At 65.3% G+C, this 24,934-nt stretch carries 32 protein-coding genes and 1 pseudogene; 3 read left to right on the top strand and 30 right to left on the bottom strand.

The window, feature by feature from the left end; translation table 11 throughout:
- Window positions 1-39: 39 nt before the first annotated feature.
- From AC3YMN_RS12945 to ccmI, 4 genes are read right to left on the bottom strand one after another with little or no spacing between them, the layout of a single operon-like run.
- On the bottom strand, window positions 40-510 hold the full coding sequence (locus AC3YMN_RS12945) for a cytochrome c-type biogenesis protein (protein ID WP_489890320.1): 471 nt from the start codon (window positions 508-510) through the stop codon (window positions 40-42).
- Entirely contained in the window at window positions 507-2,480 is a 1,974-nt protein-coding gene (locus tag AC3YMN_RS12940) for a heme lyase CcmF/NrfE family subunit (RefSeq protein ID WP_489890319.1), read from the bottom strand. The genes AC3YMN_RS12945 and AC3YMN_RS12940 overlap by 4 nt, the downstream gene beginning before the upstream one ends.
- Window positions 2,480-2,959 carry a cytochrome c maturation protein CcmE gene (ccmE, locus tag AC3YMN_RS12935; protein ID WP_127752383.1) on the bottom strand — a complete coding sequence of 160 codons (480 nt, stop codon included), beginning with the start codon at window positions 2,957-2,959 and terminating at the stop codon, window positions 2,480-2,482. The genes AC3YMN_RS12940 and ccmE overlap by 1 nt, the downstream gene beginning before the upstream one ends.
- Window positions 2,956-4,041, bottom strand: a complete 1,086-nt coding sequence (gene ccmI / locus AC3YMN_RS12930) for a c-type cytochrome biogenesis protein CcmI (protein WP_489890318.1) — start codon at window positions 4,039-4,041, stop codon at window positions 2,956-2,958. Before ccmI ends, ccmE begins: the two co-directional genes overlap by 4 nt.
- A gap of 129 nt (window positions 4,042-4,170) precedes the next feature.
- Here ccmI and AC3YMN_RS12925 point away from each other — a divergent pair, with 129 nt between their 5' ends.
- Window positions 4,171-5,253: an FAD-binding oxidoreductase/lyase gene (locus AC3YMN_RS12925; protein ID WP_489890317.1), complete on the top strand. Its 1,083-nt coding sequence runs from the start codon at window positions 4,171-4,173 to the stop codon at window positions 5,251-5,253.
- Entirely contained in the window at window positions 5,250-7,307 is a 2,058-nt protein-coding gene (locus tag AC3YMN_RS12920; protein ID WP_489890316.1) for an FAD-dependent oxidoreductase, read from the top strand. The genes AC3YMN_RS12925 and AC3YMN_RS12920 overlap by 4 nt, the downstream gene beginning before the upstream one ends.
- Here AC3YMN_RS12920 and AC3YMN_RS12915 read toward each other — a convergent pair.
- From AC3YMN_RS12915 to AC3YMN_RS12805, 23 genes and pseudogenes are all read right to left on the bottom strand, one after another.
- A complete protein-coding gene (locus AC3YMN_RS12915) occupies window positions 7,269-8,480 on the bottom strand; it encodes a hypothetical protein (protein WP_489890315.1) in 1,212 nt (403 codons plus the stop codon). The two genes, AC3YMN_RS12920 and AC3YMN_RS12915, sit on opposite strands and share 39 nt — an antisense overlap.
- 77 nt (window positions 8,481-8,557) lie before the next feature.
- The gene (locus tag AC3YMN_RS12910; RefSeq protein ID WP_489890314.1) at window positions 8,558-9,037 is read right to left on the bottom strand and encodes an RT0821/Lpp0805 family surface protein; all 480 of its coding nucleotides are present in this window, start codon (window positions 9,035-9,037) and stop codon (window positions 8,558-8,560) included.
- A gap of 57 nt (window positions 9,038-9,094) precedes the next feature.
- A complete protein-coding gene (locus AC3YMN_RS12905; protein WP_489890313.1) occupies window positions 9,095-10,486 on the bottom strand; it encodes a sensor histidine kinase in 1,392 nt (463 codons plus the stop codon).
- Window positions 10,487-10,489: 3 nt separating this feature from the next.
- Window positions 10,490-11,149, bottom strand: coding sequence for a response regulator transcription factor (locus AC3YMN_RS12900; RefSeq protein WP_489890312.1), 660 nt, complete (start codon window positions 11,147-11,149; stop codon window positions 10,490-10,492).
- Between the two features lie 21 nt (window positions 11,150-11,170).
- Window positions 11,171-11,461, bottom strand: a complete 291-nt coding sequence (locus AC3YMN_RS12895; RefSeq protein ID WP_172122771.1) for a PepSY domain-containing protein — start codon at window positions 11,459-11,461, stop codon at window positions 11,171-11,173.
- Window positions 11,462-11,599: 138 nt separating this feature from the next.
- Window positions 11,600-12,490: a DUF2163 domain-containing protein gene (locus AC3YMN_RS12890; RefSeq protein WP_489890311.1), complete on the bottom strand. Its 891-nt coding sequence runs from the start codon at window positions 12,488-12,490 to the stop codon at window positions 11,600-11,602.
- A complete protein-coding gene (locus tag AC3YMN_RS12885; protein ID WP_489890310.1) occupies window positions 12,487-13,107 on the bottom strand; it encodes a phage distal tail protein, Rcc01695 family in 621 nt (206 codons plus the stop codon). The genes AC3YMN_RS12890 and AC3YMN_RS12885 overlap by 4 nt, the downstream gene beginning before the upstream one ends.
- A 179-nt stretch (window positions 13,108-13,286) precedes the next feature.
- Window positions 13,287-13,841: a phage tail tape measure protein gene (locus tag AC3YMN_RS12880; RefSeq protein WP_489890309.1), complete on the bottom strand. Its 555-nt coding sequence runs from the start codon at window positions 13,839-13,841 to the stop codon at window positions 13,287-13,289.
- Entirely contained in the window at window positions 13,831-14,022 is a 192-nt protein-coding gene (locus AC3YMN_RS12875; RefSeq protein WP_489890308.1) for a rcc01693 family protein, read from the bottom strand. The genes AC3YMN_RS12880 and AC3YMN_RS12875 overlap by 11 nt, the downstream gene beginning before the upstream one ends.
- The gene (locus AC3YMN_RS12870) at window positions 14,019-14,333 is read right to left on the bottom strand and encodes a gene transfer agent family protein (RefSeq protein WP_489890307.1); all 315 of its coding nucleotides are present in this window, start codon (window positions 14,331-14,333) and stop codon (window positions 14,019-14,021) included. Before AC3YMN_RS12870 ends, AC3YMN_RS12875 begins: the two co-directional genes overlap by 4 nt.
- 16 nt (window positions 14,334-14,349) lie before the next feature.
- Window positions 14,350-14,763 carry a phage major tail protein, TP901-1 family gene (locus AC3YMN_RS12865; RefSeq protein WP_172122762.1) on the bottom strand — a complete coding sequence of 138 codons (414 nt, stop codon included), beginning with the start codon at window positions 14,761-14,763 and terminating at the stop codon, window positions 14,350-14,352.
- A 40-nt stretch (window positions 14,764-14,803) separates the two neighbouring features.
- Window positions 14,804-15,211, bottom strand: coding sequence for a DUF3168 domain-containing protein (locus AC3YMN_RS12860; protein WP_489890306.1), 408 nt, complete (start codon window positions 15,209-15,211; stop codon window positions 14,804-14,806).
- Between the two features lie 4 nt (window positions 15,212-15,215).
- Window positions 15,216-15,557, bottom strand: a complete 342-nt coding sequence (locus AC3YMN_RS12855) for a phage head closure protein (RefSeq protein ID WP_489890305.1) — start codon at window positions 15,555-15,557, stop codon at window positions 15,216-15,218.
- Entirely contained in the window at window positions 15,554-16,120 is a 567-nt protein-coding gene (locus AC3YMN_RS12850) for a head-tail connector protein (protein WP_489890304.1), read from the bottom strand. The genes AC3YMN_RS12855 and AC3YMN_RS12850 overlap by 4 nt, the downstream gene beginning before the upstream one ends.
- A gap of 279 nt (window positions 16,121-16,399) precedes the next feature.
- Window positions 16,400-17,626 carry a phage major capsid protein gene (locus AC3YMN_RS12845; protein ID WP_489890303.1) on the bottom strand — a complete coding sequence of 409 codons (1,227 nt, stop codon included), beginning with the start codon at window positions 17,624-17,626 and terminating at the stop codon, window positions 16,400-16,402.
- A gap of 12 nt (window positions 17,627-17,638) precedes the next feature.
- A pseudogene (locus tag AC3YMN_RS12840) lies at window positions 17,639-18,036 on the bottom strand (HK97 family phage prohead protease).
- 86 nt (window positions 18,037-18,122) lie between these two features.
- Window positions 18,123-18,269: a hypothetical protein gene (locus tag AC3YMN_RS12835; protein WP_489890302.1), complete on the bottom strand. Its 147-nt coding sequence runs from the start codon at window positions 18,267-18,269 to the stop codon at window positions 18,123-18,125.
- A 3-nt stretch (window positions 18,270-18,272) separates the two neighbouring features.
- Window positions 18,273-18,458: a hypothetical protein gene (locus AC3YMN_RS12830; RefSeq protein ID WP_172122755.1), complete on the bottom strand. Its 186-nt coding sequence runs from the start codon at window positions 18,456-18,458 to the stop codon at window positions 18,273-18,275.
- Window positions 18,459-18,504: 46 nt separating this feature from the next.
- Entirely contained in the window at window positions 18,505-19,662 is a 1,158-nt protein-coding gene (locus AC3YMN_RS12825) for a phage portal protein (RefSeq protein WP_489890301.1), read from the bottom strand.
- 72 nt (window positions 19,663-19,734) lie between these two features.
- Window positions 19,735-19,857: a hypothetical protein gene (locus AC3YMN_RS12820; protein ID WP_282567733.1), complete on the bottom strand. Its 123-nt coding sequence runs from the start codon at window positions 19,855-19,857 to the stop codon at window positions 19,735-19,737.
- Window positions 19,854-20,084, bottom strand: a complete 231-nt coding sequence (locus AC3YMN_RS12815) for a hypothetical protein (RefSeq protein ID WP_172122753.1) — start codon at window positions 20,082-20,084, stop codon at window positions 19,854-19,856. The genes AC3YMN_RS12820 and AC3YMN_RS12815 overlap by 4 nt, the downstream gene beginning before the upstream one ends.
- 100 nt (window positions 20,085-20,184) lie before the next feature.
- Window positions 20,185-21,441 (bottom strand): DNA-packaging protein, encoded by a 1,257-nt coding sequence (locus AC3YMN_RS12810; RefSeq protein ID WP_489890300.1) that lies wholly within the window; start codon window positions 21,439-21,441, stop codon window positions 20,185-20,187.
- The gene (locus tag AC3YMN_RS12805; RefSeq protein ID WP_489890299.1) at window positions 21,422-21,853 is read right to left on the bottom strand and encodes a hypothetical protein; all 432 of its coding nucleotides are present in this window, start codon (window positions 21,851-21,853) and stop codon (window positions 21,422-21,424) included. The genes AC3YMN_RS12810 and AC3YMN_RS12805 overlap by 20 nt, the downstream gene beginning before the upstream one ends.
- Before the next feature lie 99 nt (window positions 21,854-21,952).
- On the opposite strand from AC3YMN_RS12805, the gene AC3YMN_RS12800 reads away from it, so the two are divergent.
- The gene (locus AC3YMN_RS12800; RefSeq protein WP_489890298.1) at window positions 21,953-22,195 is read left to right on the top strand and encodes a KTSC domain-containing protein; all 243 of its coding nucleotides are present in this window, start codon (window positions 21,953-21,955) and stop codon (window positions 22,193-22,195) included.
- 97 nt (window positions 22,196-22,292) lie between these two features.
- Here the strand turns inward: AC3YMN_RS12800 and AC3YMN_RS12795 are convergent, their stop codons facing one another.
- From AC3YMN_RS12795 to AC3YMN_RS12785, 3 genes are all read right to left on the bottom strand, one after another.
- The gene (locus tag AC3YMN_RS12795; protein ID WP_489890297.1) at window positions 22,293-23,558 is read right to left on the bottom strand and encodes an Hsp70 family protein; all 1,266 of its coding nucleotides are present in this window, start codon (window positions 23,556-23,558) and stop codon (window positions 22,293-22,295) included.
- Between the two features lie 83 nt (window positions 23,559-23,641).
- Entirely contained in the window at window positions 23,642-24,274 is a 633-nt protein-coding gene (locus AC3YMN_RS12790) for a GGDEF domain-containing protein (RefSeq protein ID WP_489890296.1), read from the bottom strand.
- A gap of 84 nt (window positions 24,275-24,358) precedes the next feature.
- The gene (locus AC3YMN_RS12785) at window positions 24,359-24,877 is read right to left on the bottom strand and encodes a YcgN family cysteine cluster protein (protein ID WP_489890295.1); all 519 of its coding nucleotides are present in this window, start codon (window positions 24,875-24,877) and stop codon (window positions 24,359-24,361) included.
- Window positions 24,878-24,934 lie beyond the last annotated feature (57 nt).

Here is a 24,934-nt window from a genome sequence, read left to right as displayed (position 1 = left end):
CGTTGCGCTCGGATTAAACTTTCGTAAGGTGAGAGCTCGCTAACGGTCAGCTTTGGACTGCCGCAGCCGCTCCAGTGCTGCCACTTCGTCATCAGTAAGATCGCCGCCCTCCCCTGCACCCCGGTGTCCGCGAGCGGCAAGCCAGACTCCGGCCGTGCCCACCAGCAGCAGCAGCGGCCCGGCTGCCCACAACAGCAGCGTATGGGCGCCAAAACGCGGGGCCAGTAGCACATACTCCCCATAGCGATCGACAACGAACTGCCGCACCGCCTCGTCGCTGTCCCCCGCCACCAGACGCTCACGCACGAGAAGCCGCAAGTCCCGGGCGAGGTCGGCATCGCTGTCGTCAATGGATTGGTTCTGGCATACGAGGCACCGCAGGCCCCCCGAGATGTCGCGGGCCCGGCTCTCCAGCGCCTGGTCGGGTAGAATCTCATCCGGCCCTACCGCAGCTGCGGGCAGTGCCAGCAGCAATCCAGACAGCACCATGAGCACACGCAACCAACTCATTCGGCTGGCTCCGGCACTGCCTTGGCAGTACGGCGTGGAGCCCCGATGCGCTGGCGGCGGTCGGACAAGGACAAGACCCCTGCCCCAGCCATCAGCACGGCCCCCAGCCAGATCAGGGTGATGTAAGGCTTGTGCCAGATCCGAACCACATGCGTGTTGTCCAGCGGCTCACCCAGCTGCAGATAGAGCTGGGAAAACCCATAAGTGCCGATCGCCGCTTCCGTGGTGGTCATGCCACTGGCGCTGTAGATGCGCCGTTCGGCCACCAGCGGACGGGTGCCACCATTGGGTGCCGTGATGGTGAAATGCCCCTGCTCGGCGCGGTAGTTTGGACCCGCTAGCACGGCGAACTCGTCGAACCCGACCTTGTAGCCGGACAGTTCGGCGGTTTCGCCCGGGTCAAGGGTGGTGACGAGTTCGGTCTGCCAAGCGGATGTCGCCACGATGCCCAGCACGGTCACGCCAACCCCGAAATGCGCGATGGCTGTTGACCAGGCCGAACGCGGCAGTCCCACCAGACGCCGTACGCTTTCGCGCAGCGGGATGCGTCCGATCCGCCCGCGGTCGACCAGCTCGGCGACGGCCCCGAAAGCCACCCAGAAGCCAAGCAGCAGCCCAAGCGGGGCTAGCGAGATCGAGCGGCCGCTCAGGGAAGCAACCAGGATGGTGACGAAAATCGCTAGTGCCCCGGCGCCCAGCAAGCGCTGTGCGGCGTTCACCACATCGGCCCGTTTCCAGGCCAGCAGCGGCCCGAAAGGCAGGATCAGCAGGAGCGGCGACATCAATGCACCAAAGGTCAGGTTGAAGAAGGGGGCACCCACGGAAATGGTTGTGCCGCCAAGCGCATCAAGCACCAATGGATAAAGCGTGCCGACGAGAATGGCACCCACTGCCGTCGCAAGGAACAGATTGTTGAGGATCAGCGCGCCTTCGCGACTGACCGGCGCAAACAGCCCACCTTGGCGCAGCGTCGAAGCGCGCAGCGCAAAGAGCGTGAATGCGGCACCGATCACTACAGCTAGCAGCGTCAGGATCACCAGCCCGCGGGTCGGATCGCTGGCAAAGGTATGCACCGATGTCAGAATGCCGGAGCGCACCAGAAAGGTGCCAAGCAGTGACAGGGAAAAGGTGATGATGGACAAAAAGATCGTCCAGATCTTGAGCGCGTTGCGCTTTTCCATCACCAGCGCGGAATGCAGCAGCGCCGTGCCCGCGAGCCAGGGCATGAAGCTGGCATTTTCCACCGGGTCCCAGAACCACCAGCCACCCCAACCCAGCTCGTAATAGGCCCAGTAGGAGCCCATAGCGATGCCCAAGGTCAAAAAGGTCCAGCTGAGCATGGTCCAGGGCCGCACCCAACGGGCCCAGGCCTGGTCGATGCGGCCCGAAATCAACGCCGCAACCGCAAAGGAAAAGCAGATCGAAAAGCCCACATAGCCTGCGTAGAGCAGCGGCGGATGAATGGCGAGCCCGATATCCTGCAGCACCGGGTTGAGGTCGCGGCCCTGCAGCGGCGCGGGCACCATCCGCGCGAAGGGGTTGGAGGTAAAGAGCGTAAAGCCCCCGAAGGCGGCGGCCAACAGGCTTTGCGTAGCCAGCACCAGCGCCAGTAGGTCGGGCGGCAACCCCCGGCCGAAGGCAGCGACGAGAGCGCCAAACAGCACAAGAATCAGGATCCAGAGGACCATGGAGCCTTCATGATTGCCCCAAACCCCTGAAATCTTGAACAAGAGCGGCTTGAGCGAATGGGAGTTGTTGACTGCCAGTGCCAGCGAGAAATCGGAGCTGACGAAGGCCTCGATCAGGGCTGCAAAGGCCACCGCGACCAGCACGAACTGCAGCACGGCGCCCTGGCTCAACACCAGCGCCAGCCGTTCTCCGCCCGGACGCAACGCGAACCCGCCCACCGCCGAAACGGTGGCGATGGCAAAGGCAAGTATTAGCGCGAAATGTCCGAGTTCAATCGCCATCAGTTTGCGACCGCTGGTTCGGGCCGCCACTCGCCCTGTTTTTTGAGCGCTTCGACCACCTCCTTGGGAACATAATTCTCGTCGTGCTTGGCCAGAACATTGCTGGCCTTGAAGGTGCCATCGGGTCCAAGGCTGCCCTCAGCGACCACGCCCTGCCCTTCCCGGAACAGATCGGGCAAGATGCCAGTATAGTTGGCGGCAATCTCGTTCTGGTTATCGGTTACCACAAAGCTATTGTTCTGCCCGTCCCGCACCCAACTGCCTTCCTTGACTAGACCACCCACGCGGATCGCCTGGCCGGGCTGCACCTGCCGGGCAACAATATCGGACGGCGCATAGAAAAACACGATCTGGTCGCGCAATGCGACCAGCACCAAGGTGGTTGCGAGCGCGACCACAACAGCCAGCCCCCCAATCACCGCGAGGCGCTTCTGCTTGCGACTCCAGCCTTTTTTGCGCAGGGTTGCGGACACTGTCATCGCGTGGCTCCCGGTGTTGTCAGCCCGGCATCCAGGGCAATGGTGTCGAGTTCGCCACGATCAAAGGCTTGCGGATAAGCCGCTACGGCCGCGTCATAGGCGCTCTGAGCCGCCTCGCGGTCCTCCAGCACCAGATAGGCGCGCACCAACTGCGTCCACTCTTCGGGCGATCCGCCATCGGCGTTCAGTCGCGCGGCCAGGCCGGAAACCATTTGCCCGATCATCTCCGATTGAGCGGCCTCGGCCGGAGCTTGTCCGCCGTTCAACGCTACTGCCAGCCCCTGCTGGGCCGCCGGCAGCCACCCTTCGCCGCCTTGCGACAATGCAAGCGCTTCGCGCCAAGCCGCCACAGCTTCCTCGTACTTGGCCGTGCGGGTGAGTTCGGCCGCCAGATAAAGGCGCGACAGCACATGGTTGGGATCGCTCGCCGCGGCCGCTCGTAGCAGTTGCATCGATTCTGCCGACCCCGCGCCGTCAGCCTGCAGGATCAGCACCTCGGCTAGCTTGGTTTGCACATCGGGCGTTGCTCCGCCTAACTCAAGAACGCGCCGATAGGCCCGCTCCGCATCTTCCAACCGGCCAAGATCAACATAGGCGGGCGCAATCACGGTCCAGCCCCGCAGATCGTCGGGCCGCTGGGCGAGTTGTGCTTCAATGCGCGCGACTGCAGCGTTGATATCGACTGGCTCCGCTACCGGCGCAGCGCGCCCAGCCAGTGGCTGGCTCGGCAGGTTGGGACTCCCTAGAAATCCATAGGTCCCCAGCGAAATTGCAGCGATTACCCCGAGCCCGAGCAACAAGGGAGTGCGGGTCAGCTCGCCCCTGCCAGCTGCAGGGCGGCGGGCCTCGTTCTCTGCGCGCAGCACTTCGCGCGCCAGTTCCGCCCTGGCGCCTGCCGCTTCGGCAGCGCCGAGCAGACCGGAAGCCTCATCGGCCTCGATGCGCGCCAGAACTGTAGCAAAGTGTGAATCGGCTGCGGCGAATTGGGGCCGCGTCGCGTTGACCCTGTGACCTGCCCCTGCGTAAAACAGCGCAGCGCAGGCAATGGCAGTAACGGCAGTGGCGATGAACCAGAAAAGCATGGGCCCTGGATGCTTGGCGCCGGCACGCGGCACGGGAGAGTCATCTATAAGCGCACTGTGGGGAAAAACCACCAAAACACGCAGGCTTGAGGGGGACGGTTTGCCACAGGCCCTGGTCGGTGACCGCCAATGATCGCTACACAATTCGACATTGCCATCGTGGGCTCGACCCCTTTGGCCATGCTGTTGGCCGGCCTGCTGGCGGGTCAACATCGGCGCCGCGTGATCCAGGTCGGCGAACGACAGTCCGGCCTGCGCCTGCCGCGGGGCTTTGACCTTTCGGCGGGTGCCCTGACCCGGCCAGAAACATGGGCGCTGCTCGACCAAACCGTGCCCGAAACCCTTCGGACGATCAGCAAGGCAGCCGGGCGCGAAAGCTGGTCGCGCGCCAATCCGCTGTTCATCAGCGAGGAGCCCGAAGGAGTGGCGGCGCTCGACCATATCCGGCACATAGCGCAGGGTTTTGGCCACGAGGTCGAGCCGGTGCCCCTTTCGAGCTTGCGTGGCAGCCAGCAAGGCTGGATCTTGCGCGACGTCGCCCTGCTGCACCGGCCGGCGCTGCAGCCGGGCCTTGCGAGCTGGGGGGCCGCGCAAGGAGTGACCTATCTCGAGGCATCGTTGGCGCATATCTCCGTTGACGGGGATGGCGGAGGCACCCTGTGGAGCGAGGAGTGGCAGGCGCGGGCGAATCATCTTGTCCTTGCCGATGATGAAGCCATTTTGGGCAATGTGCCGCCTGCCGAGCTTGCGACCTTCGCGGCTTTGCGTCCGCGCGCTACCCTGCTGCTCCGGGCGCTGCCGCAACTTGCGGCGCCGCTGGTGCTTCAACTGGATCGAGACATGGTTGTGGTGCAAACAGCCGGTGGGGGCGTTTCGGGAGTAGGCGACGGCGGGGTTGATGAGCTTGCCCCGTCCCTGCGCCAGGTCACCGGCCCACAATCGGGCTGGGTACAGGTAGGCCAGGCCCGCTACCATGCTGTCGCTGGCCCCGATAGTGCTCCGCTGCTCGGTCGCATCAGCCAAACCGGACCCACCATCCTGGCAGGGCTTGGCACGGCGGGTGCGTTCCTCGCTCCGGCGTTCGCGCGCTGGCTAGCTGGCGTGGCGAGGCCCCAGGAAGCAAGCTGGATCGAGGCCCGCACCCCGGCGCGCCCGACGCAAAGCTCAGTTGTAACGGAGTTAGGTGCTGCTGCATTGGAGGCGACGTCTTGAGCCAACAACCCAACAGGCTCGACCCTGCAGGCGGCCACAGTTTTGCCGGCACCCAGATCGATCGAAGCCGCCCTGTGCAGTTCCAGCTCAACGGATATGAGGTGGAGGGCTTTGAAGGCGACACTGTGCTCAGCGCGGCCCTCGCGAGTGGCATTGAGGCGATAGGCCGCTTGGGCGGACGCCCTTTGGGGCTTGGCCCGCGCTTTGCTCCTGCCGTTTCGGTTATCAGTTCCACGGGCTCGCGCGGGCCGGCCGTGCCGATGCAGCATGCGCCTGCGGTCAATGGCGCCGAGATGGTCACCGATCCCGCAGGGCCCTCAGGCACGTCACCGCTCGGCAGGGTTCGTCGCCTGCTCGGCCCTTCCCGCTCGCTGGACCTGCAGCTGGATCGCCTGGACGCCTTGCCCGAAGCCTGGCGCAATCAGGGTCCCACGCCTGCTGCCCCGTCTGATCTCCTTGTGGTGGGCGGTGGGGTCGCGGGGATGACGGCGGCACTGACGGGCCTGGTTCTGGGCCTTGGCGTCACCTTGGTGGAATCATCGCCTTGTCTTGGCGGTTCGGCGCGCCTGTTTGGCACGCAAGAGGGCGAGGAAACTCCCGACGAGAGCATTTCCCGGCTTGTCGCGGCCATTCAGCAAACCGGCAAAATCCGCATTGTCACACGCGCCCAAGCCTTTGCCGCAGCACCGGGCCTGGTACGGGCGCATGTGGTGGAGGAGGATGGGGGGAGTTGGACCAGCCAGGTGCTGGATTTTGCGGCTCCGCACATCGTGCTGGCCACCGGAACAATTGAACGCCTGCCGATCTTTTCGGGCAACCGGCTGCCTGGCGTCATGACGACGCTTGACGCATTTGAACTTGCGTACCGCTACGGGGTTTGGCCGGGCCAGTCGGCCTTGGTGGCGACCGTCAGCAATGCAGCTTATCGCTTGGCCATGCTGGCCAGCGATGCGGGCATAACAGTGCGCCGCACGCTTGACGCGCGCCCGCAGCCGCAATCGCGCTTCATTGAATTCTGCAAGGCCTATGGCATCACCATGGCACCGGGCACCCTGCTCGGGAGCATTGAGCCGGGCGAACGCGAGCGCGGTTTGCGCGCCGTTCCCCAACTCGCACTTGGCAACTTGGGCCGGCAAGAGGCTCCTTTTGCCGTTGACCGCGTCCTGGTCTGTGGCGGCTTCCAGCCAGACCTGGGCCTTTGGCACATGGCGGGCGGGGCCAGCACCTGGGATGGAACCACCGCGCGCCTCGTGCCCAAGGGCACCTTGCCCGGCATCGCGCTTGCAGGTGCGGCAGGCGCATATCTCAGCCGGCAGGCTTGCATGATGAGTGGCGCCGATGCTGTTTATGCGCTGACCGGGCAGCAGCGCCCCAAGGTGGAGGAGCGCCTGATCGACCCCTTGTATGAAACCCCCGATGCGCCAACGCCTATCTCGCTGCAAGCCGCAGCCCTGCCGGACAAGGCTTTTTTGAGCGAAAGTGGGCTGCATGTGGTTGCGCCTGCCGCTGACTCCGCCACTGACAATTTGCGAGGCTGGCTCCTGCATCGTCCCCGCCCTAAGGGGAGCTTGGCCGATGCCCAGTCTCTTGGCGTGGCGGAAGTCGCGGCCGCGGTTCAGCTCGGAACAATTCCAGCCGAAAGCGCCGGCCACGTCGCCCAAGAGCGCGCGGCGGTGATTCCTTTGGGGGACGCCACACCAGCAGTGCCACCTGGTCGGCAGAGCCAGGCTGGACTGGTACCACCATTCCTTGCCGGGCGCCTTGGCAACGACCCCAAGCTCTGGCTAGTGGCGCCGGGCGAAGCTCGGGCGCTGGATCGGGGCGCCTTGATCCATCTCGCCTCGGACCGGAGCGATCCGCGGAACGCCATCGGGGTTGTCGTGGCCGCACTCGATGGTGGCGCCATCGCCCTGATCGGCAAGCCGGGGGCGCAAGTCGGTGAGTGGGCCAGCCTGCGCGATCATGGCGGGGCCATCCCCATCCGCCTTATCGCGCCCTATCGCGACGACATGGATCTAGCTGCGGCGCTCGGCCGTGGCACGGGCGCGGCGTAGCGTTTCGGCATAGGCGGGATTGAAACGCACCTGCGCCATGGTGATGGCGCCATCCAGCCGCGCGGCAATGATGAGGTCATGCGGATCTGTCTGCAGCAGTTCAAGATTGTGCTTGCAGTGCAGCTCAAGCGCTTCGCCCGATTGCGCCCAAACCTGATCGAAAAGCGCGTTGACCGCCAGCGACTCCCTACAGGCGCGGATTGCCGCGACGAGATAGATCCCATTGATCGCCGCCAGCATGCGATCGGCATCTAGGCGATCCGCCCCCGACCGGGCGCGTCGCAGGGCAGAATTCAGGTCCGGCACCACGTCGCGCAGCCGGTCTTCGACCCGCTCCGATGCTAGCTTGACAATGCCGTTCAGCATCCCGCTCCAGCGACTGGCCCGGGCAAATTCGATATTGGCGGTCAAGGCCCGGAGCAAGCGGTGGTAGCGCTCAAGACGCTGACACGCCAGATCCATGTCGGCGAACCCGCTTTGCGGCAGCAGGCCCAGCGCCTGCTGCTGGGCATGGGCGAACGAGGCTTCTACCAGCGGGGCAAACCCCGCCTGGCTGTGACGCGCCTCTCCTGCCCCGCCCGCGGCCTTGATCGCCGCCAACACCATTCGCGCTGGATTGCTGATCCCGGTGAGGATGGCGTGAAACAGCAGCGCCGCAAGCGGTGGATCGGCGAGCGGCAGCGCCCCAAGGGCCCTCTCCATCGCCCCATCATCGCTGATGGCGTTGATCGCCTGACCTAGCGCGTGCGCCTTGCCGAGCAGCGGCCAGCCCCGCAAGCCTGTCAGCACCAGGGGCAGCGCCGCCAAACCAGCCTCGCCGCCCAACTGCGCTCCAAGGCGCCGGGCCGCTTCGGGGTCGCGCGCCGCTGCCGTCATCGCAGCGCGGATGCGGTCAGCTACCACAGCCACTACAGCCAGGAACTCGTCAGCTCCGTAGGGCTGTCCATCAAGCGCAGCGAGCGGGATCAGGTCGGGACAAAGGTCGCGAACAACAAAGCGCCATATTGTGCTGGCGTCTTGCCGCGCAATGCAACTTGATGACGCAAAGGCCAGCCGATGCTCAACCAGTACCGGATCGAGCAGGCCGCCAAAAACGGGCGCCGGCATGACCGCGTCGCCGCCCAATCGCGATGGCGGGGCCGTGGGGTCGGTGCGCAAAGCAGCTTGGGCCATGAAACGGGCGTGCATTGGAGGAATGACCCTCCAATGCTAACCGCGTTCGGTAAACAATCCCTGCTGCACCGACGCGATCAGGCCGCGCCGCGCTCGACGACCCAGTTACCGTTCTGCTCGCGGCAGGCTGTGCCCTTGCGGGTATAGTCCTGCCCACCGATCTTGACCGAGTGAGTGAAGTCGCGGCAATCGAGGTTGTTGACCCGCACATAGGGGCCTACGCTCACCGCACCGGTTGCACCCTTGTCGCCCGCCCACTGGCGCGGTGCGCCAGGGCGCCCGAACTGTAGCGCATAGAACTGGGCGCTGTTGGCTTCTGCCGAATCCTTCGAGGACATCAGGGCCAGCGCTGCCGGATCCACAAAGCCATTGGCAATGCTGGTGGTTAGCATCGCCTGCTGGGTAGTCTGCGCCGGGCTTGGCGTGGTTGGCGCGGCGATTACTGGCGCTTGGACAACGGGGGCTGTTTGCACCGCCTGGGTCGTGGTTCCGGTGCTTGAACAAGCGGCAAGGCTCGACAGCAATAACGGCAGTGCCAGGAATGCTAAACGGTTCATCTGCGGGCTCTCGCGAAGGGGTAAGTGCTTGTTGGGACGCAATGTGGCGGAAATGCGTCAGCCTTTGGCGGCACTCGAGGAGCGCACCGTCGGCAACCGCAGTTCTGCCAGCAACCCGCCCAGCGCCGAACGCTTGAGCTGCAGGCTGCCGCCATACACATCAACCAGTTCCTTGACGATATCCAGCCCTAGCCCGCTTCCCGGCGTCTTCTCGTCCAATCTGACGCCGCGGCGCAACACTTTCTGAGCATCCTCCTCGGACAGGCCGGGGCCGTTGTCCTCGATGCGGATCAACAGGCTCGTAGCGGTGTCGCCCTGCTCGCTGGCCAGCCGAACCCGCACCTCCCCCTTTGACCACTTGCAGGCATTATCCAGTAGATTGCCCGTGATCTCCTCGAGATCGGCTTCGTCGCCGCGGAACCACGGGACTGCCCCACCGGGCGGATCGTAGCGCACATCGATATTGGGGTGGATCTTGCCCATCACCCGCGTCAACCGCAACAGGACGGCCGCCGGGTCGGCCCGCTTGCCAACCACCGAGGTGCGCGCCGCCAGTCGCGCCCGGTCGAGATAAGTGGCCACGAGGCCGCTCATCTTGTCGGTTTGGGCGAGCACCACATCGGCCAGCGCGCCTTGGCGAGTTTCGGCCTCGTTGCGCAAGACGGCAATAGGGGTCTTGAGCCCGTGCGCTAGGTTGCCCACCTGATTGCGGGCGCGCTCGATGATCTGCGTATTGGAGCGCAGCAATTCGTTGACCTCTTCGGCCAGCGGCGCGATTTCCACCGGATAGGTGCCGGTCACCGCTCCGCTCTCGCCAGAGCGCACGGCCTCGATCGACTGGCTCAGGCGAGCAATCGGGCGCATGGCAATGCGCGCCACAATGGCGCTCATGATCGCCAGCATTACTCCGACCGCGCCCAGCACCACAAAGGCCTGGCCGCGAAACTCATCCACCAGCTGCAAAATTTCGCTGAGATTGCCGGTCACCACCACCTGGTAAGTGGTCGGGGCAAGCGTAATCGTGCGCTCCACCACCCGCATATTGGTGCCAAAGGCGTCATCCATCACCGCCGTGCGGCGGCCCAGCGCATCGGGCGGGCCCATCATCACCGGCAGATCAATACCCACGACCGAGGTCGAGAGATTGTACAGGGTGCCGTTGGCATCGCGAATTACCCAGTACCAGCCCGAGCGGGGCCGATCAAAGCGGGGATCGGCCAGGGAAATGGCGTTGCTGGTCGGATCACCTGAGTCCAGCAAGGCGCCGGCCAGGCTCTCCAGATGGAAATCGAGCGTGTCCGATAGGCTAGTGTCGAGCGCGCGCGAATACAGATCGGACAGCAAAAAGCCCGTTGCGACCAGCGCCACAACCAGCCAGCCGGCCGACAGCCAGAACAAGGACGCCGTTATCGAGCCCTTGCGCTTCAGCGTTGCCGCAGCAGTGCTCACCCACTAGTCCTCGGCGATCTGATAACCCAGTCCTCGCACGGTCTGGATGCAATCCTCCGGCAGCTTCTTGCGCAGCCGCCCCACAAACACTTCGATCGTGTTGCTGTCGCGGTCGAAGTCCTGATCATAGAGGTGCTCGGTCAATTCGGTACGCGAGATCACCTTGCCCTTGTGGTGCATCAGATAGCTCAGCAGCCGCAATTCATGGCTGGTGAGCTTGACCGCCTGCCCATCCACAGTTACCCGCCCTGAACGCACATCGAGCCGCACGGGGCCGGCGGTGATTTCGTTTGAGGCCAGCCCGGCCGCCCGGCGCACCAGCGCTCGCAGCCGTGCCAGCACTTCTTCCATATGGAAGGGCTTGGCCACATAGTCGTCGGCACCCGCATCGATGCCCTGCACCTTGTCGCTCCAGCGATCGCGCGCCGTCAGCAGCAATACCGGCATGGTCTTGCCCCCGCGCCGCCAGCTTTCCAGCACCGAGAGTCCGTCCATCTGTGGCAGGCCGATATCGAGTAACACGGCGTCGTATGGCTCGGTATCGCCGAGATAATGACCTTCCTCGCCGTCAAAGGCGACATCCACCGCATAGCCTGCGTCAGTCAGCGCTTCCTTGAGCTGGCGATTGAGACTGGTGTCGTCCTCGACCACTAAAATTCGCATGGAGTGCCCCTAATGCTGCCGTTACTGCGCTGATACAACCAGGTTCTGCGCGGCGCCATCGGGACTGAGCACACCGATGACATAAACCAGCCTGCCGCCCTGGTCGCAGACCTGCACACTCAGGATTTCGGCATTACGGTCAACCCCGGCCGAGGCGAGCACGGCATTGAGCGACATGATCTGCCCGCTCGAAACCGCCTCCTGGATCTCGCGCTTATCAAGGCACGCCTGGGCGCTGGCCGGACCCACCCAGGCAAGCGCAAGCACAACAGCTAAAGCAAGGGCGGCGGACATGGGTGGTTTGGGACTCATGGTTCTCATAACGCCACCTTAAAAACATATAACTGAATGTCACATGAATAGGTCAGCGGTGCCTTGGTTCAATACCTTGCCGATGTTCTGCCGGCGTGCCCAGCCACAGCCGCGCCGCCCCGACCACCAGATTTGGGTTCATCGCACCACCGCCCGGCCATCCAGCGCATCACCCGAGCGGGGATGGCGGAGCACGAAGTCGCTGCCGGGAATATGCGGGAAGCCGCGGAAATTGGCTGAATTGCCGAACTTGTCCCGGCAGCTGGCCAGGCGCCGGTCGCACCCGGCCCAAAGCTCCAGCGCCTCGCCCGGCACTACCAATTCACCGACTGGCGCGGCAAAGCCCAGCACATCCGTGCTGCCCACCCGCGCATGACTAATGACGCGATCGCGCAGGCCCACGCGCGGGCCGCCGCCCCACAGCGCCGTGCCAAAGGCGAACCAGCCCTCGGCAAAGCCTTCCAGCCCAGCTACCACCAGCCGGTTGGCATCCTCGATCCTCACCACCGTGGCCTCGGCGCGAAAGGCCGGCGCATCGAGATCGACGCGGCACCTGCCGTCCCCCAGTTCGGCATCGCAGAGCGCGCCATAGATGCGCCCCACCATCCGGTTGAGCCCGCTTTGGGGTGAGCGCAGTTCGGCGCGAAACACGCCATCCTCGCGCACGATCTCCCCGATCGTGTCGCGCCGCAGCAGCAGTCGCTGCTCGGGTGCGGTCCAGTTCACCCGCCAGGTCTCGACCTCGGCGCCATCAAAGCGCCCGAGCAGAATATCGTCCTCGGTGATCGCATCGGCATGGAGCACACCCAGCACTTCGCTGGTATCCACTCCCGCCCCCAGCCGCGCCGGCGCTTCGCCGCCATCGAGCCCATGGGCGGGCACAAACTTGGTGCCGTCAATATCGAGGGTCAGATCGTGATCGGTGAAGCCGAGCACCAGCCCATCGCTTCGGGTAATCCGCCAGCAGTGGGCGAGCGTGGTTTCGCCCCCATCAAGATGGGCGGCCAGTCCGGCATCCAGAACTTTCACGGCAAGATCTCCACCAGGGGAATGTCGGGCAGATAGGCGGCATCAAAGCTCGTCAGCTCGACATCGAGCCGATCGGTGTCGAAGCGCACCGGCACATCGAACAGGAACCCCGCCGTGATCGCGGCCCCAGCGGCTGGGGCCACGGCAAATTGCACCACGCCAGTTGCTGCATCGCAGCTCCAGCCGCTGGTGCGCTCCACCCCGCCCACCGACAACCGCACCGTGCCCGCCACCGGCTTGGTGATGGGGCGCAGATAGGGATCGAAATTGGCGCCATAGCGCTTGCACAAGGCGAACTTGGTGCGCACGCCGTCGCCGGTGCCGATGGTCTGGTCGAGCGGCCTTGGCGGGTCGCCGCCCGAGGAATGATCGAGCCCGTCCCGCCACAAAAAGCCATGCAGGCGTCCACGCCGTTCCTCGAAGAACTGCAGCACGGCCTGCATGTCGGCGCGCGATTTGACGCCATAGCCCGCATTGTATCGCCGCCGGGACTGCGCCCAGCGCCCATTGCGCGCTTCCCCGCCACCGGCGAGCTGAACCACATCGGTCCTGCGCTCCGGCCCACCCCGCGCCCCCAGCGCAATATCGAGCGGAAAGCGAACGGGGTGAAAGGACATGAACGGCTCCTTGAACAAGACAACAGCCCACCGCCCTCAGGATGAGGAACGGGCGGAGCCGCACTATCGATGAAGATAGGAAGGCGAAGGTGACCGAGAGCGCCCCTCCCCCTTGAGGGGAGGGACAGGGTGGGGTTCAGGCCCCACCAGGCATCCGGATGCCTCAGCAAAACGCCCCCTCAACTCCCCCGGCTGCCCCGCCGCACCGCGCGCAACAGCATGGCGCTCACCTCCGCCTCGCTTTGCACAAAGCTGCGCGCATCGCTGGCCGTAACATTGAACGTCACCTGCACCGGCCCACCGCCAGCACCGGCCGCAACCCCCAGCCGTCCATCGGCGCCCCGCTGCAAAGGCATGATCGCTTCGGGTCCCGCTTCTCCGGCCAGCCCCAGTCCACCGCGCAGGGGGAAAAAACTCGGACTCGCGATCACCCCACCCTTGGCAAACGGCGTCACTCCGCCCAGCGCCGGGTTGGTGGCGGTGAAGAGATTTTCGACCAAGCCGCCTAGCATGCTGCCCAGCGGCTTGATCGCCGCCTTGAGCGCCAAATCGGCAAAGGCCCGGGCGATGTCGCCCAACACGCTCTTGAACGACTTGCCATCGCTGAGCGCCCCCCGAAACGCCGTGCTGATCGAGCGCGCCACCCCGTCGGCCAGCGCGCCGATGCGCTCCAGCTCGAGCGTCACCGCGCCCAGTTCGTCGCCAAATCCATCGGAAAAAAGCTCATCGGCCATCGGGATAGCGCTCCATCATCTGCTCGAGTTCATTGCGCCCTGGCGCCGAGCGCCCTTCGCCAACCAGCGCCTTGTAGGCGGCCGCAAGTTCGCGCGGCGTCAGGGCCCAGAATTGCGCCGGCGCCAGGCGCAGCACGCCAAAGCCAAAGCCCATCGCTGCCTCCCATGGGAATGGCGTCATGTCGCGTCCCCAAAAGTCGCGCGCAGCAGGCGCGCCGCGATCTCGGCCGCGCCCTTGAGCCCGCCTTCAATGGGCATACCGGACAGTTGCTCGTCGCTGACGGCATTGCCGCCACCGCGCAGCCCTGCCCCCAGGATCGCGAGGAGATCGCGTGCCGAAACCCGCCCCGCCTCGAAGCGCTCGGCCAACCCGACGAGGTCCCCGGCCTGCAGCCGCGCTTCGAGTTCCGCCAGCGCCCCCAGCGTCAGGCACAGCACCCGCCGCTCGCCGCCGATCGTGGCGTCAATCTCACCCCGCTGCTCAATCGCCATTGCTCTCTCCCCCAAGCTAGACCGCGGCAAAACTGAGCTCGCCTGCGCTTTCCAGCGCCAGCTCGAAGGTTACTTCCCCCGCATGATCGCCCGCCCATTCCAGCGCCACGATCTGGAAGGGGCCGGTCACGGTGCCGAAATCGGGGATCAGCAGCTGCCAGTTGCGGATGGTGCCGCCAAAGAACAGCGTTCGGATCTGCGCGTCCGAAGCGCCATCCTTGAAGATGCCCGAGCCCGAAACGGAAGCGCGCTTGATCCCGCCGCCAGCGAGCAATTCGCGCCAGCGTCCGGCGCTTTCGCTGTCAGTGGTGTCCACCGCCGCGGCATTGAGCGCCAACTGGCGGGTGCGTAGTCCCGCCACCGTCAGAAAACTGCCCGACCCGGTTTGGTCGAGCTTCAGCAACATGTTCTTGCCGCTCTGGGCCGCCATGCAAAATCTCCCCGAAAATGGTGAAAAGGCCGCGACCGGCTCAGCCGGTCGGCTCGGTGAAAAAGCGCAGCGTGATCGCTGCCCGGGCCTGGCCGGTCTTGGTGTCGATGGTGCTGTCGGTGCGCTGATGGGCGCGATGGGTCACCAGCAAGCCGGGGCTCTCCAGCGCTGCCCCCAGTGCCACCGCCACCGTGCGTTCAGCCAGCGCCAGCACGCCCCGCCGGCTCGGCTCGCCCCACCAGATATGGAGCCGCAACCGATGTTCGAAGCCGGGCGCGGCATCCCCGTCGCGCGCCAACAGGTCGTGGCGCAGCACGACAATGAAGGGCGGCGCCCGGCCTTTGGGGGGCGCGTCCACCACCCCGTCAGGTCCCAGTTGCGCCAGCAAAGCGGGATCGGCGAGCCAGGCCGCCACCAGCGCCCCCTGCAAGATCGTGATCGGGTGCATGGTTTCAGCCCGCCCTGGCCAGTTGCGTGCAGGCGCAGCTGAGAAAAGCGCGCTTGCCATTGAGATCACCCGCGCTCACCACTTCGAGCGGCTGGCCGCGATAGATGATGCGGTCGCCCGGCCCCAGATCCCGGCGAAAGCGCAATACCACGGTGTGGGAGATGACGACGACGCGCCCATCGGCGCTTTGGCCCTCCCGACCGGCATGGCTGCGCACCCGCGCCCAGGCATTGCCGAGCGGCACGAGGAGGCTGGCATGCCCGCCCCCGCCTTCGTCGACTAGTTCGCGGCGCTTGAGGGTTACCCGGTCCGTCAGCGTGCCGACCGGTGGCACCCGCTCGCTCACAGCAGCACCTGTTTGTGTCGGTGCACCAGCCGGTCGAACCCGCTCGGCACGACGGCGCCGGACCCCGCGATGATCACCGCATCACGATGTTCGAACCAGTGGGCCACCAGCACCAGCAGCGCCTGGCGAATATCAGCGGGTACATCTTCCGGCTCGGTGCCAAAGCCTGCGACATAGTCGATCTCGAGCCCCTGCTGCTCGCGCAGCCGGGGCATGCCGCTGACGGTGGCAGGCAGGAGCAGCCGGTCGGGCTCGCTCAAAAACTGCGCCAGCGCGATGGGATGCAACCCGCCGACATCATCGACCGCATTGATGTCGAGCAGGCTGATAAAGGGGGTGACCGGCAGCCGCACGCAGCGGGTTGTCGGCCAGTCGTCGAGCACAATGCGCCAGGTCTGGGCGAGGAGCGCGCGCCCCGTCACCCCTTCCAGATGCACGCGCGCCGCACCGATCAGGGTGGTGATCAGCGCATCTTCGGCGCCATCGTCGACCCGCAGGAAAGCCTTGGCCTCGGCAAGCGAAACCGGCTCCTCCGCGGGCCCCGCGAGAAGATAGGACGTCATCATTGATTGCCTTGTGGTTGGTTTGCCGAATGGCCAGTCGACACCCTCCCCCTTGTGGGGGAGGGATCAAGGGTGGGGTGTGGAGGGCGAGGGTGCTCCGGCAGCGCACCGATCTGCCTCACACTGAATTTGGCTATCCAGGCCCCAACAGTACGGCACCCTAAAGTCCGTCAGCCTGAGTCAGATGGGGTGGAGGCGCGAGCACCGGCGCGCAGCGTACTTGAGTACGTGAGCACCGGAGCGCAGAGCCTCCGCCCTAGCTGGCCAGGCTCACGGACTTTACGCGGTGGCGAATTTCAGGAGCTTGATGGCGTCAAAGTCGGCAATCCCGCCGCCAACACGTTTGGTGGTGTAGAACAGCACATAGGGCTTGCTCGAGAAGGGGTCGCGCAAGACGCTCACCCCCTGGCGATCAACGATCAGATAGCCGCGGCGGAAATCGCCAAAGGCGACCGAGAACGAATTGGCCGCCATGTTGGGCATGTCCTCGGCTTCCACCAGGTCAAAGCCCATGAACCGCGCCTTGCCTTCGGCCGATGCCGCGGGCTGCCAGAGATAGTTGCCGTCAGCATCCTTGAGCTTGCGCAGCGCGCCTTGCACCTTGCGGTTCATCACCCAGCTGGCGTTCTGGCGGTACCCGGCCTTGAGCGCATAAACGAGGTCAATCAGCACGTCGCTGGCATTGCTGGCCGGCAGCGCCCCGGCGACGCCGGTAGCGAGATAGCCTAGATTGCCCCAGCTCCAATTGGCTTTCGCCACAGTGGGCGCGGCGAGAAAGCCCTTGGGCTTGTTGACGCCATCGCCGTTGACGAAGGCCGTGGCTTCCTGGGCGGCGTAGGCGGCGTTGACCTCCTCGGCGATCCACTGCCCCACATCCACTGCCGCATCGTCCAGAAACGATGCGGTCGCGGCCGGCATGGCGTAAAGCTCCATCGTGGGGTAGCTCAGCTCCGCCAGCACCGGGCTCGCCGTGGTGGGCCGCGCCCCCGTTTCACCGACCCAGCCCACAGTCGGCCCGGTCAGCGAAATGGGCCGCTTGTAAACCGCGCTCGATACCTGGCGCACCCCGGCAATGGCGCGAATGGGCGAAACGGCGGTCATCAGCCGCCCGATCTCGATCTCGGTCTGGGTCGGCACGATATAGCCGCCGTCGGCGCCAACGCCGCTCGAGAGCGCCTTTTCCTCGCCCCGCTTCACATAGGCCGAAAAGGCCTGCTTGTATTCGCCGCCCTCCTCCGTGCCAGCCTGGCCGTCGAGCAACGGTCGCGCCCGCTCGGCCAGGGCGCGGTCCATGGCCTGCTTTTGCCCGTCGAGCACGGCATTGAGGCGGTCGAGCTTGCCCTCGAGCAAGCCATCGGCCGCGCCGCGCTGTTCCAGCTCGCCCAGGCGCTGGTCATTGGTGCGCTTGAATTCCTCGAAGGCCGAGGAGAAGTCGGCGAACAGGGCCGCGACATCGCCGCCGGTGCCCGCCTTGGTTTCCATTGCCTGCTGCTCGATACGGTCCATGCCGTGTCCTTTTCAGTTGCTGCGAAGGGTTTGCGTCGCCGCCATGATGGCCGCGCCGGTGGTCAGCTCGTGCGAGCGCGCAATCCGCGCCTCCTCGAGCATGGGAAAGGTGACGATCGAGATTTCGAACAGCTCGATCTGCCAGAGCCGGCGGTGTCCGCTCGGTCGGTCGCGGGTGGCCTTGACGGTGCGAAAGCCGATAGCAGGCCATCGAGCGCCCGCGCCTCGATCAGCCGGCGCAGCGCGTCAGCGCGCGGCACCCCGCCCACGAGACGCCCGGCAACAAAGAGGCCATGGCTGTCCTCGCCAATGGTTTCCCAGATGCCCACGGGCTCGGTTGGGTCGTGCTGGAACAACAGCCGGATGCGCTCGCGCCGCTGCTTGAGGCTGCGCGCAAAGGCGCCGGGCATGACGATGTCGCCCCCGCCATCGAGCCGGCCGAAGAGGCTGGCATAGCCGGAAAAACGCCCATCACCGTCGATCGGAATGGCTGCCATCAGCGCTTGCCGCCGCCCGCATCCTTGCGCGGTGTGGGCTGGGCCGGGCGCTCGCCCGATTTGCCGGTGGCGAGCGTGCCCGCCAGGTTCCAGGCAAATTGCCGGAAGGTGTGCTGTGCTTGCCCGCGGCTTGGTTTGGTGGCCATGGGTCAGTCTCCCTTTTTGAACAGGCGGTTGAGGTTGGCGATTTCGGTGACGAAGTCGTTGAACCGGCGATTGGCCGCTGCCAGTTCCTTGAGCGTCCACACCAGCAGCGTGCTGGAACTGGTCGCCCACAGGAACAGCGCCAAATGCGCCAGATCCCCCCGCTCCACGACGGTTTTGGTCAGGTCCATTGCGGTCTCCCGAGGATCGGAAAGGTTGGGTCTGGCTGAGGGGGGCCTAGTCGACGCCCAGCATTGCCCGCTTCTCCGCGGCGCTCAGAAAATCGGCGCCGCCGACCCGCGCCCACAGCGCCTTGCGGTCTTCCGACAGCGCTTCCACCCCGTCGAAATCGGGGGTGATCACCGCTCCGCCAAAGGCCGGCGCCAGCCAGTTGCTGAGATCGTCGGCCACCCGCACGACGAGCGGGATCAGCGTTTGCCGCCACAAGGCGCGGTTGGCTTCGGCCATGTTCGCATAGGTGTTGTCGCCCGGAATGCCGAGCAGCATGGGCGGCACGCCAAAAGCGAGCGCAATGTCGCGCGCCGCGGCGTGCTTGGCCTCGATGAAGTCCATGTCGCGGGGCGACAGGGCGATGGTTTTCCAGTCGAGCCCGCCTTCGAGCACCATGGGGCGGCCGGCATTGGCAGCCCCCGCGAACCCGGCCTCGAGTTCGGCCTTGAGGCGCTCGAATTGGTCGGGGCTCAGATTGCCGGCAGCGCTCGAATACACCAGCGCCCCGGAGGGTCGAGCGGCATTGTCGAGCAGCGCCTTGTTCCACTCCCCCGCGGCATTGTGGATGTCGAGGCTGGTTTGCGCGGCCTCCAGAGGCGCCATCCCATAATGGTCGTCGGCGGGATGAAACAGCGCCATATGCAACACGGCCGGCAGCGGCGCCCCATCCTGGCGCAGCCGCACCGTGCGCCCGCCGGCGGTATAGTCGTAAGCCACCGGCCAGCCATCGCTGCCCGCCACCACCTTCATGCGGTCGGGCCGCAGGCAAAACAGTCCACGCACCTGCCCCTCCACTACCGCGGCCTGCAGATAGGCATTGCCCGCGGTTTGGAGGTACGCATAAACCGCTTCGAGCATCTCCCCGCCGGATTGGCGCCCATTGGGCCGCCCGAGCAATCGCGCCAACGGATGGTCGTCGAGCTTTTGCCCGCCCTCGCTCACCACCAGCGGCACGCGATTGGCCGCTTCGGCGATCAGCCGGATGCAGCGATAGACGACGGGATTGCGGGCAAAACCCTGGTTGACGAGGCTACCGAAGCCGCGCCCGCTCCAATTGGCGGCCCCAAGCTGGCTGAAACTGAGCATGGTGTGCCCACCGCTTTCCTTGCGTTCAGGAGGCGTGTTTGTGCGCCCGCCGGCGAGGCGGTTGAACCAGTTGGCCATCGGATGTCCTTGAAAACAGAAAACCCCGAAGCGGGGCTCCGGGGTCGGCTTAGATCTGCGGTAGTTGGTGGTTTATTTGGTCGGGCGCGGCTCGTGCATGTCTGCATCGCGGCCATGCAGCCAATAGGCCACGCCGCCCATGCCCGCGACCAGCGCCGGCAAGATCAGGAATGCAAAAACTTCCAGAAATGTCATGGCTTCAACCGTCCCAAAGTTAGCCTCGCCACAATATGTAGTATCGCTGCCGCAGAAAGCCAACTGATCGTGCCCAGAACAAACGCCCAACTGGCCATCGCTGTTCCGGTCGCACCATAAACGATCGCCGCCACGGGCGCAAATACGCCGACCGTCAGGCATGCGGTGGATGCCCGATCCATGGCATTGGCGAGCAATTTCGTCCGCTCGTTGAAGATCAAACTCAAGGCGATTCCTCCCGTTACCCAGATTGCCCGAACGGGGCGGCGACGCAATCACAGCGTCGTACCTCCCGCGCGGGCTGGCTAATGGTCCGCAACAATCAACCTACAAACCGCGTATCCGTGGCCGCACCCCTTCGGCGAGCAGCAATTCGGTGAGCGCCCACACCAGCGCATCCACCCGATCGGGCGAATGGCCGTTGCTGCGCCCATCGGCGCCAAAGGCACACATCTCGTCCTCGAGCGCGTCCAGCCCCTTGGCATGACTGACGAGCCCCCTTCCATAAAGCGCGGCCACGGGTTCCGCGCGCAGCCACTTGCCCCGGCTCGCGCGCACTTCGCGCACCGGCACCAGCGGGTCGACCTGCGCCAGCACCGAGCGCACGAGATCGCCGCCCTGGTTGACCTCGACCAGGATGGCGTCGGCTCGGCTGGCTTCGTAGGCCGCCACTGCCCGCCGGGCCCAGACCAAGGGCGCCGCAGCCTTGACTGTATGGTCGGCCAACACCACCGCCCCCTCGCCCACCTGCCCCGCCACCACGATGCCGCAGGCATCCGAGCGGGCCGTGCCGGTCACCGGCGGATCCACTGCCACGATCACGCGGCTGGGTGGCTGCCCGTCATAGGAGCGGAACATGCTGCGTTGCCAGAGCGCATCGGGCAAGTCCTCGATCATCTCGCCATCCAGCTCCTGGCGTCCCAGCACCGAGCCTTCGTAGCGCCCCACCACCGCGCTCAGGAATTGCGGGGCCAAGTGCGGGGCATTTTCCGCGGTCCGCATCCGTGTCACCACCGTGAGCGGATCAGCCAGCAGGCGTTTCAACAGCCGCGTCGGCTTGGGCGTGGTTGTCGCCAATTGGCGCGGCCAGTCGCCCAGCCGCAAGCCGAACTGCAGCATGTCCCAGGCCGCTTCCGCATCGGGCCATTTCGCGATCTCGTCGCACCAGGCCGCCGCCCATTGCGGCCCACGAAACCGATCAGGGTCGGAGGCGGACATCAGATGTGCCTCGCTGCCATTGGGCCAAGTGAGCACCGTGCCCTTGAGGGTTGGCCGCTCGGCCCGGGCATGCACGGCCAAGAGCCCACTTTCCCCCTTCACCATCACCGCCATGGCTTCGGTGATGGTTTCACCCACCAGCGCAATGGGAGACACCCCACTTTGCGCCAGTTGCTTGACCCATTCGGCGCCGGCCCGCGTCTTGCCCGAACCTCGCCCACCCAGCAGCAGCCAGGTCGTCCATTCGCCATCAGGGGGCAATTGCGCCGTCCGCGCCCAGGCCGGCCAGTCCAGCAACAGCTTCCTCGTCGAAACGTCGCCCAGCTTGGCCGCGGCTTTTTGCAGCTCAGCCTTTGGTGAGAGCATCGATGCGCTTGGCCAGCTTGCGTCTGAGGTCCTGCATTTCGCGCGTTTCGGCGTCGTCCACCTTGCCGGCGCGTTCGGCCTTTTGCATGGCGATTAATTCCTTGAGGTTTTTCGCGAGACCGCCCAGCACATTGACTTCCTTGTCCACGCCGCCACCTATGCTTTGCTCCAGTCCGTCGAGTTGGGCTTCCAGCAGCGCCAGAAGCTTGTTGATCAGGATATTGCGGTCGGTCACCTCGCCATCGGGCCGCTCCCAGCGCGACTTCCAGGCCCGCTCCAGAAGCTGCGCCATGGGCACGCCATGCTTGCGGCAGATCGCGTTGCGGGTGAGCGCCAGTTCCTCGTAATCGATCCGCACCGCCGGCCAGTCGATCTCGAGGCCCGGCAGGGCTGCCGTGCTTGGTTCATCCATCAATGACTCATTTGTGAATCGATCTTAACTTTTGTGCGGAACGGCTTGAATCCTCGCTGGATTCACTCGTGCGGAACACACAGGCCCCGGGAGGCTCCGATGTCGTCCGCCATTCGCCATATCCACTACAAGCCCGAGCTGAGGGAGCTATCGGTGTGGTTCGGCCCCGAGGGACGGCGCTATAAATATGCCGATGTGCCCGCTGAGGTCTTCGCGGCCTTTGCCGAGGCCCCCTCGCGCGGAAAATTCTTCAACACCCAGATCCGCGGGCATTATCCTGCCGCCCTGGTCGATTCCAGTGAAAAGCGGATGCGGCGCTGGCAGGCGATCCGTTCGGCCTGAAGCCGCCGTCGCCGCCCTCCGTTTCACCCACTTTTCTGATCATGCCCTAAACATAGCACGGCACCGTCACGCGGGGATAAGTTGTTGGCGTGAGGCGTCAGCGCGCCGGGCCGAACCGGCGCGCAGCATCGAGCGCCAGGCCCAGTCCCACACTGCCCAGCACATTGGTGCGCACCAGTTCCGCCTCCGGAAACAGCGCTTCCAGCCGTCCGGCAATGGCGGGCACCTGCGTTGAGCCGCCCGTCAGGATCAAACTATCTATCGCCCTCGCCCCTACACCGGCGCGGCGCAGCACTTCGGCAATCGCCGCTTCGAGCCGCTCAGCCGAACCATTAAGAATATCGAATAGCTCACTGCTACCAATCTCGGTTTCGATCCGTCGGTCGCGCACGGGAAAGCTGAACCGCGTTTCGGGCTCGCTCGAGAGCGCGATCTTGGCCGCTTCCACCGCCCCTACCAATTGGTGCCCCAGCCGGTCCTCGACCACCCCGATCAGCGCCTCGACCTTTTCTGGCTCGCGCGCTTCGCGGGCCGTGCCGCGCAGGTCGCGCAGGCTTTGGGTGGTGTACAGCCGGTTGATCCGGTGCCAGGTCGCCAGTTCATGATAGGGCGCCACCGGCAGGAAGCGCTTGCCATCCTTGGTTTGCGTGCCCAAACCCAGATGGGGCATGACCTTGGCGACGGCCAGCAAGCGGTCGAAATCGGTGCCGCCGAGATGCACGCCGCCGGTCGCCAGAATATCGTCGCCCCGCTCGGCCCGCCGCGCCCGTTCGGGCCCGACCCGCACCAGCGAAAAGTCCGAGGTACCGCCGCCCAGATCGACGATCAGCGCCAGCTGCTCGCGCACGACGCCGCGCTCAAAGTCGAGGGCGGCGGCAATGGGTTCGAACTGGAACGCGATCTCGGCAAAACCCTGCGCCCGCGCGGCGGCTTCCAGCTGGTCCTGCGCTTGGCGGTCCGCCACCGGATCGTCATCGACAAACTGCACCGGCCGGCCCAGCACCACCTGCTCGACCGGTTCGCCCAGCGCCAGTTCGGCGCGCCGCTTGAGCTCGGCGATAAAGATCCCAAGGATCTCGTCGAACCCCATGCTGCGGGCCTTGATACGCGTTTTTTCGGCAAAAAGGCTGGTGCCCAGCACACTCTTCAGCGAGCGCATCAGCCGCCCTTCGGCGCCCGAGACATATTGCGCCACTGCCGCCCGCCCGAACTGCACCGGCTCGTCGTCGAACGGGAAGAACAGCACGCTGGGGATGGTTTCGTTGGCGCCTTCGAGCGGCAACAGATGCGGCACGCCGTTCGCGTCCACCCGCGCAAAAGTCGAGTTGGACGTGCCAAAATCGAGGCCACAAGCGTGTATCATTGGAAAATAACCGAAAGCCGAGCGCGGGGGGAAAAGCGGGGACGGCTTCCTTAAGGGCTTAGCGGGCCGAGGGGAACCCTCCCCTATGCCGCACGCCGCGACAAAGCGCGCAACTCGGCCACCGCAATTCGCGCCAGGCCGCCGCGTTGCGCCTTGTGCAAGCCGTTGGCGGCCCGGCGCAGCACTTCGCTTGCCGGCCAATGCTCCGGCGCCGCACTCACCAGCCCGACGCTGGTGGTCACCACGCCGGCATGGCTTTCCTTGTGATTCAACCGGCAGGCGCGCACGGCACCAACCAGATGGCGCGCCAGCTTGCGGGCCGCGCGCCGCTCAACGCCGGGCAGCAGCACCAGAAATTCATTGGGTCCAAAGCGCAGGAAACCGATCTCGCCCTGCGGCAAGGCGGAGCTGATTGCCTCGCCCACCAGCAAGGCACAGTTTTCGGCGGCTGCGGGGCCATAAGCGGCCAGAAAATCGTCCTTGCGGTCGATCGCCAGCAGGAGCAGGCTCACCGGCCCGCCTGCACGCTGTGCGGATCGCCAGGCCCAGTGCAGGGCCGCCTCGGCCTGCTGGTCGACCGCCGGGCGGGACAAAGTGACGAGCTTGCTGCCTTGTTTCGCCGAGGCTTGCGACCATGCTCGCGTCAGGCTCTCGAGGGCCACGCGCACGCGGTCCCAGTAAAACCCTGTATCCCCGCCAGAAAGAAGGTCGGTCATGCCCGGCTCCGTACCCAGTTGAACTGCCGCCTTGTTGCACCAGTCATGGTTAAGGCAGGGTCAGCCAGTATGGTGAATAGAGCGTTAAAGGCTTTCCGGCGGCTCCCATTCGGGCCAGTCCACCGCATGTTCTTCCCATTCGTCGGGCGCCACCGAGCGCTCGTCAAAGGTGCGACCCTTCACTGAGACGCCCACATCCACCACGGTCTGCGGATCGCCCGAAATCAGCGGATGCCACCAGGCCAGACCCTTGCCCTCGGCCAGCCGCCGATAAGCGCAGGTCGTGGGGATCCACTTGATCTCGGTGACATTGGTGGGCGTCAGCTTGATGCAGTCGGGCACCACGGCTTGCCGGCCGGGATAATTGGTGCAGGCGCAGCTGTCGCCATCGAGCAGCTGGCAGCGCACATCGGAGGTTATCAACAGCCCGCTGTCTTCATCCTCCAGCTTGATCAAACAGCAACGACCGCACCCGTCGCAGAGGGCTTCCCACTCGGCGTCGTTCATTTCTGCGAGCGTTTTTTCTTCCCAGAAGGCCATGCGATCTAGTGCTTGGTTGAGCGTGTTGCGGGTTTGCCCTTGCGGGCGCGGCGACGCAATCATATTCCAGCGATTGTGTTGCCTTGCGGTGCAAAGGCGGACAACACTGCGTGAGCCAGT

It is taken from the genome of Devosia sp. Z11_6 (assembly GCF_058133665.1).
The sequence above is the reverse complement of the archived record's forward strand: the minus strand, read 5'-3'. Positions and strand labels throughout refer to the sequence as shown.

Excerpts from the sequence above, each read along its gene's own strand:
- AC3YMN_RS12900 (WP_489890312.1), bottom strand. The coding sequence starts at position 11,149 with ATGCGAATTTTAGTGGTCGAGGACGACACCAGTCTCAATCGCCAGCTC.
- AC3YMN_RS12910 (WP_489890314.1), bottom strand. The coding sequence starts at position 9,037 with ATGAACCGTTTAGCATTCCTGGCACTGCCGTTATTGCTGTCGAGCCTT.
- AC3YMN_RS12825 (WP_489890301.1), bottom strand. The coding sequence starts at position 19,662 with ATGGCCAACTGGTTCAACCGCCTCGCCGGCGGGCGCACAAACACGCCT.
- AC3YMN_RS12945 (WP_489890320.1), bottom strand. The coding sequence starts at position 510 with ATGAGTTGGTTGCGTGTGCTCATGGTGCTGTCTGGATTGCTGCTGGCA.
- AC3YMN_RS12895 (WP_172122771.1), bottom strand. The coding sequence starts at position 11,461 with ATGAGTCCCAAACCACCCATGTCCGCCGCCCTTGCTTTAGCTGTTGTG.
- AC3YMN_RS12790 (WP_489890296.1), bottom strand. The coding sequence starts at position 24,274 with ATGACCGACCTTCTTTCTGGCGGGGATACAGGGTTTTACTGGGACCGC.
- AC3YMN_RS12880 (WP_489890309.1), bottom strand. The coding sequence starts at position 13,841 with ATGGCCGATGAGCTTTTTTCCGATGGATTTGGCGACGAACTGGGCGCG.
- AC3YMN_RS12925 (WP_489890317.1), top strand. The coding sequence starts at position 4,171 with ATGATCGCTACACAATTCGACATTGCCATCGTGGGCTCGACCCCTTTG.
- AC3YMN_RS12940 (WP_489890319.1), bottom strand. The coding sequence starts at position 2,480 with ATGGCGATTGAACTCGGACATTTCGCGCTAATACTTGCCTTTGCCATC.
- AC3YMN_RS12850 (WP_489890304.1), bottom strand. The coding sequence starts at position 16,120 with ATGACGTCCTATCTTCTCGCGGGGCCCGCGGAGGAGCCGGTTTCGCTT.
- AC3YMN_RS12805 (WP_489890299.1), bottom strand. The coding sequence starts at position 21,853 with ATGGATGAACCAAGCACGGCAGCCCTGCCGGGCCTCGAGATCGACTGG.
- AC3YMN_RS12830 (WP_172122755.1), bottom strand. The coding sequence starts at position 18,458 with ATGGACCTGACCAAAACCGTCGTGGAGCGGGGGGATCTGGCGCATTTG.
- AC3YMN_RS12915 (WP_489890315.1), bottom strand. The coding sequence starts at position 8,480 with ATGGCCCAAGCTGCTTTGCGCACCGACCCCACGGCCCCGCCATCGCGA.
- AC3YMN_RS12885 (WP_489890310.1), bottom strand. The coding sequence starts at position 13,107 with ATGTCCTTTCACCCCGTTCGCTTTCCGCTCGATATTGCGCTGGGGGCG.
- AC3YMN_RS12820 (WP_282567733.1), bottom strand. The coding sequence starts at position 19,857 with ATGACATTTCTGGAAGTTTTTGCATTCCTGATCTTGCCGGCGCTGGTC.
- AC3YMN_RS12795 (WP_489890297.1), bottom strand. The coding sequence starts at position 23,558 with ATGATACACGCTTGTGGCCTCGATTTTGGCACGTCCAACTCGACTTTT.
- AC3YMN_RS12810 (WP_489890300.1), bottom strand. The coding sequence starts at position 21,441 with ATGCTCTCACCAAAGGCTGAGCTGCAAAAAGCCGCGGCCAAGCTGGGC.
- ccmI (WP_489890318.1), bottom strand. The coding sequence starts at position 4,041 with ATGCTTTTCTGGTTCATCGCCACTGCCGTTACTGCCATTGCCTGCGCT.
- AC3YMN_RS12865 (WP_172122762.1), bottom strand. The coding sequence starts at position 14,763 with ATGGCGGCCCAGAGCGGCAAGAACATGTTGCTGAAGCTCGACCAAACC.
- AC3YMN_RS12875 (WP_489890308.1), bottom strand. The coding sequence starts at position 14,022 with ATGACGCCATTCCCATGGGAGGCAGCGATGGGCTTTGGCTTTGGCGTG.
- AC3YMN_RS12800 (WP_489890298.1), top strand. The coding sequence starts at position 21,953 with ATGTCGTCCGCCATTCGCCATATCCACTACAAGCCCGAGCTGAGGGAG.
- AC3YMN_RS12870 (WP_489890307.1), bottom strand. The coding sequence starts at position 14,333 with ATGGCGATTGAGCAGCGGGGTGAGATTGACGCCACGATCGGCGGCGAG.
- AC3YMN_RS12860 (WP_489890306.1), bottom strand. The coding sequence starts at position 15,211 with ATGCACCCGATCACGATCTTGCAGGGGGCGCTGGTGGCGGCCTGGCTC.
- ccmE (WP_127752383.1), bottom strand. The coding sequence starts at position 2,959 with ATGACAGTGTCCGCAACCCTGCGCAAAAAAGGCTGGAGTCGCAAGCAG.
- AC3YMN_RS12785 (WP_489890295.1), bottom strand. The coding sequence starts at position 24,877 with ATGATTGCGTCGCCGCGCCCGCAAGGGCAAACCCGCAACACGCTCAAC.
- AC3YMN_RS12845 (WP_489890303.1), bottom strand. The coding sequence starts at position 17,626 with ATGGACCGTATCGAGCAGCAGGCAATGGAAACCAAGGCGGGCACCGGC.
- AC3YMN_RS12835 (WP_489890302.1), bottom strand. The coding sequence starts at position 18,269 with ATGGCCACCAAACCAAGCCGCGGGCAAGCACAGCACACCTTCCGGCAA.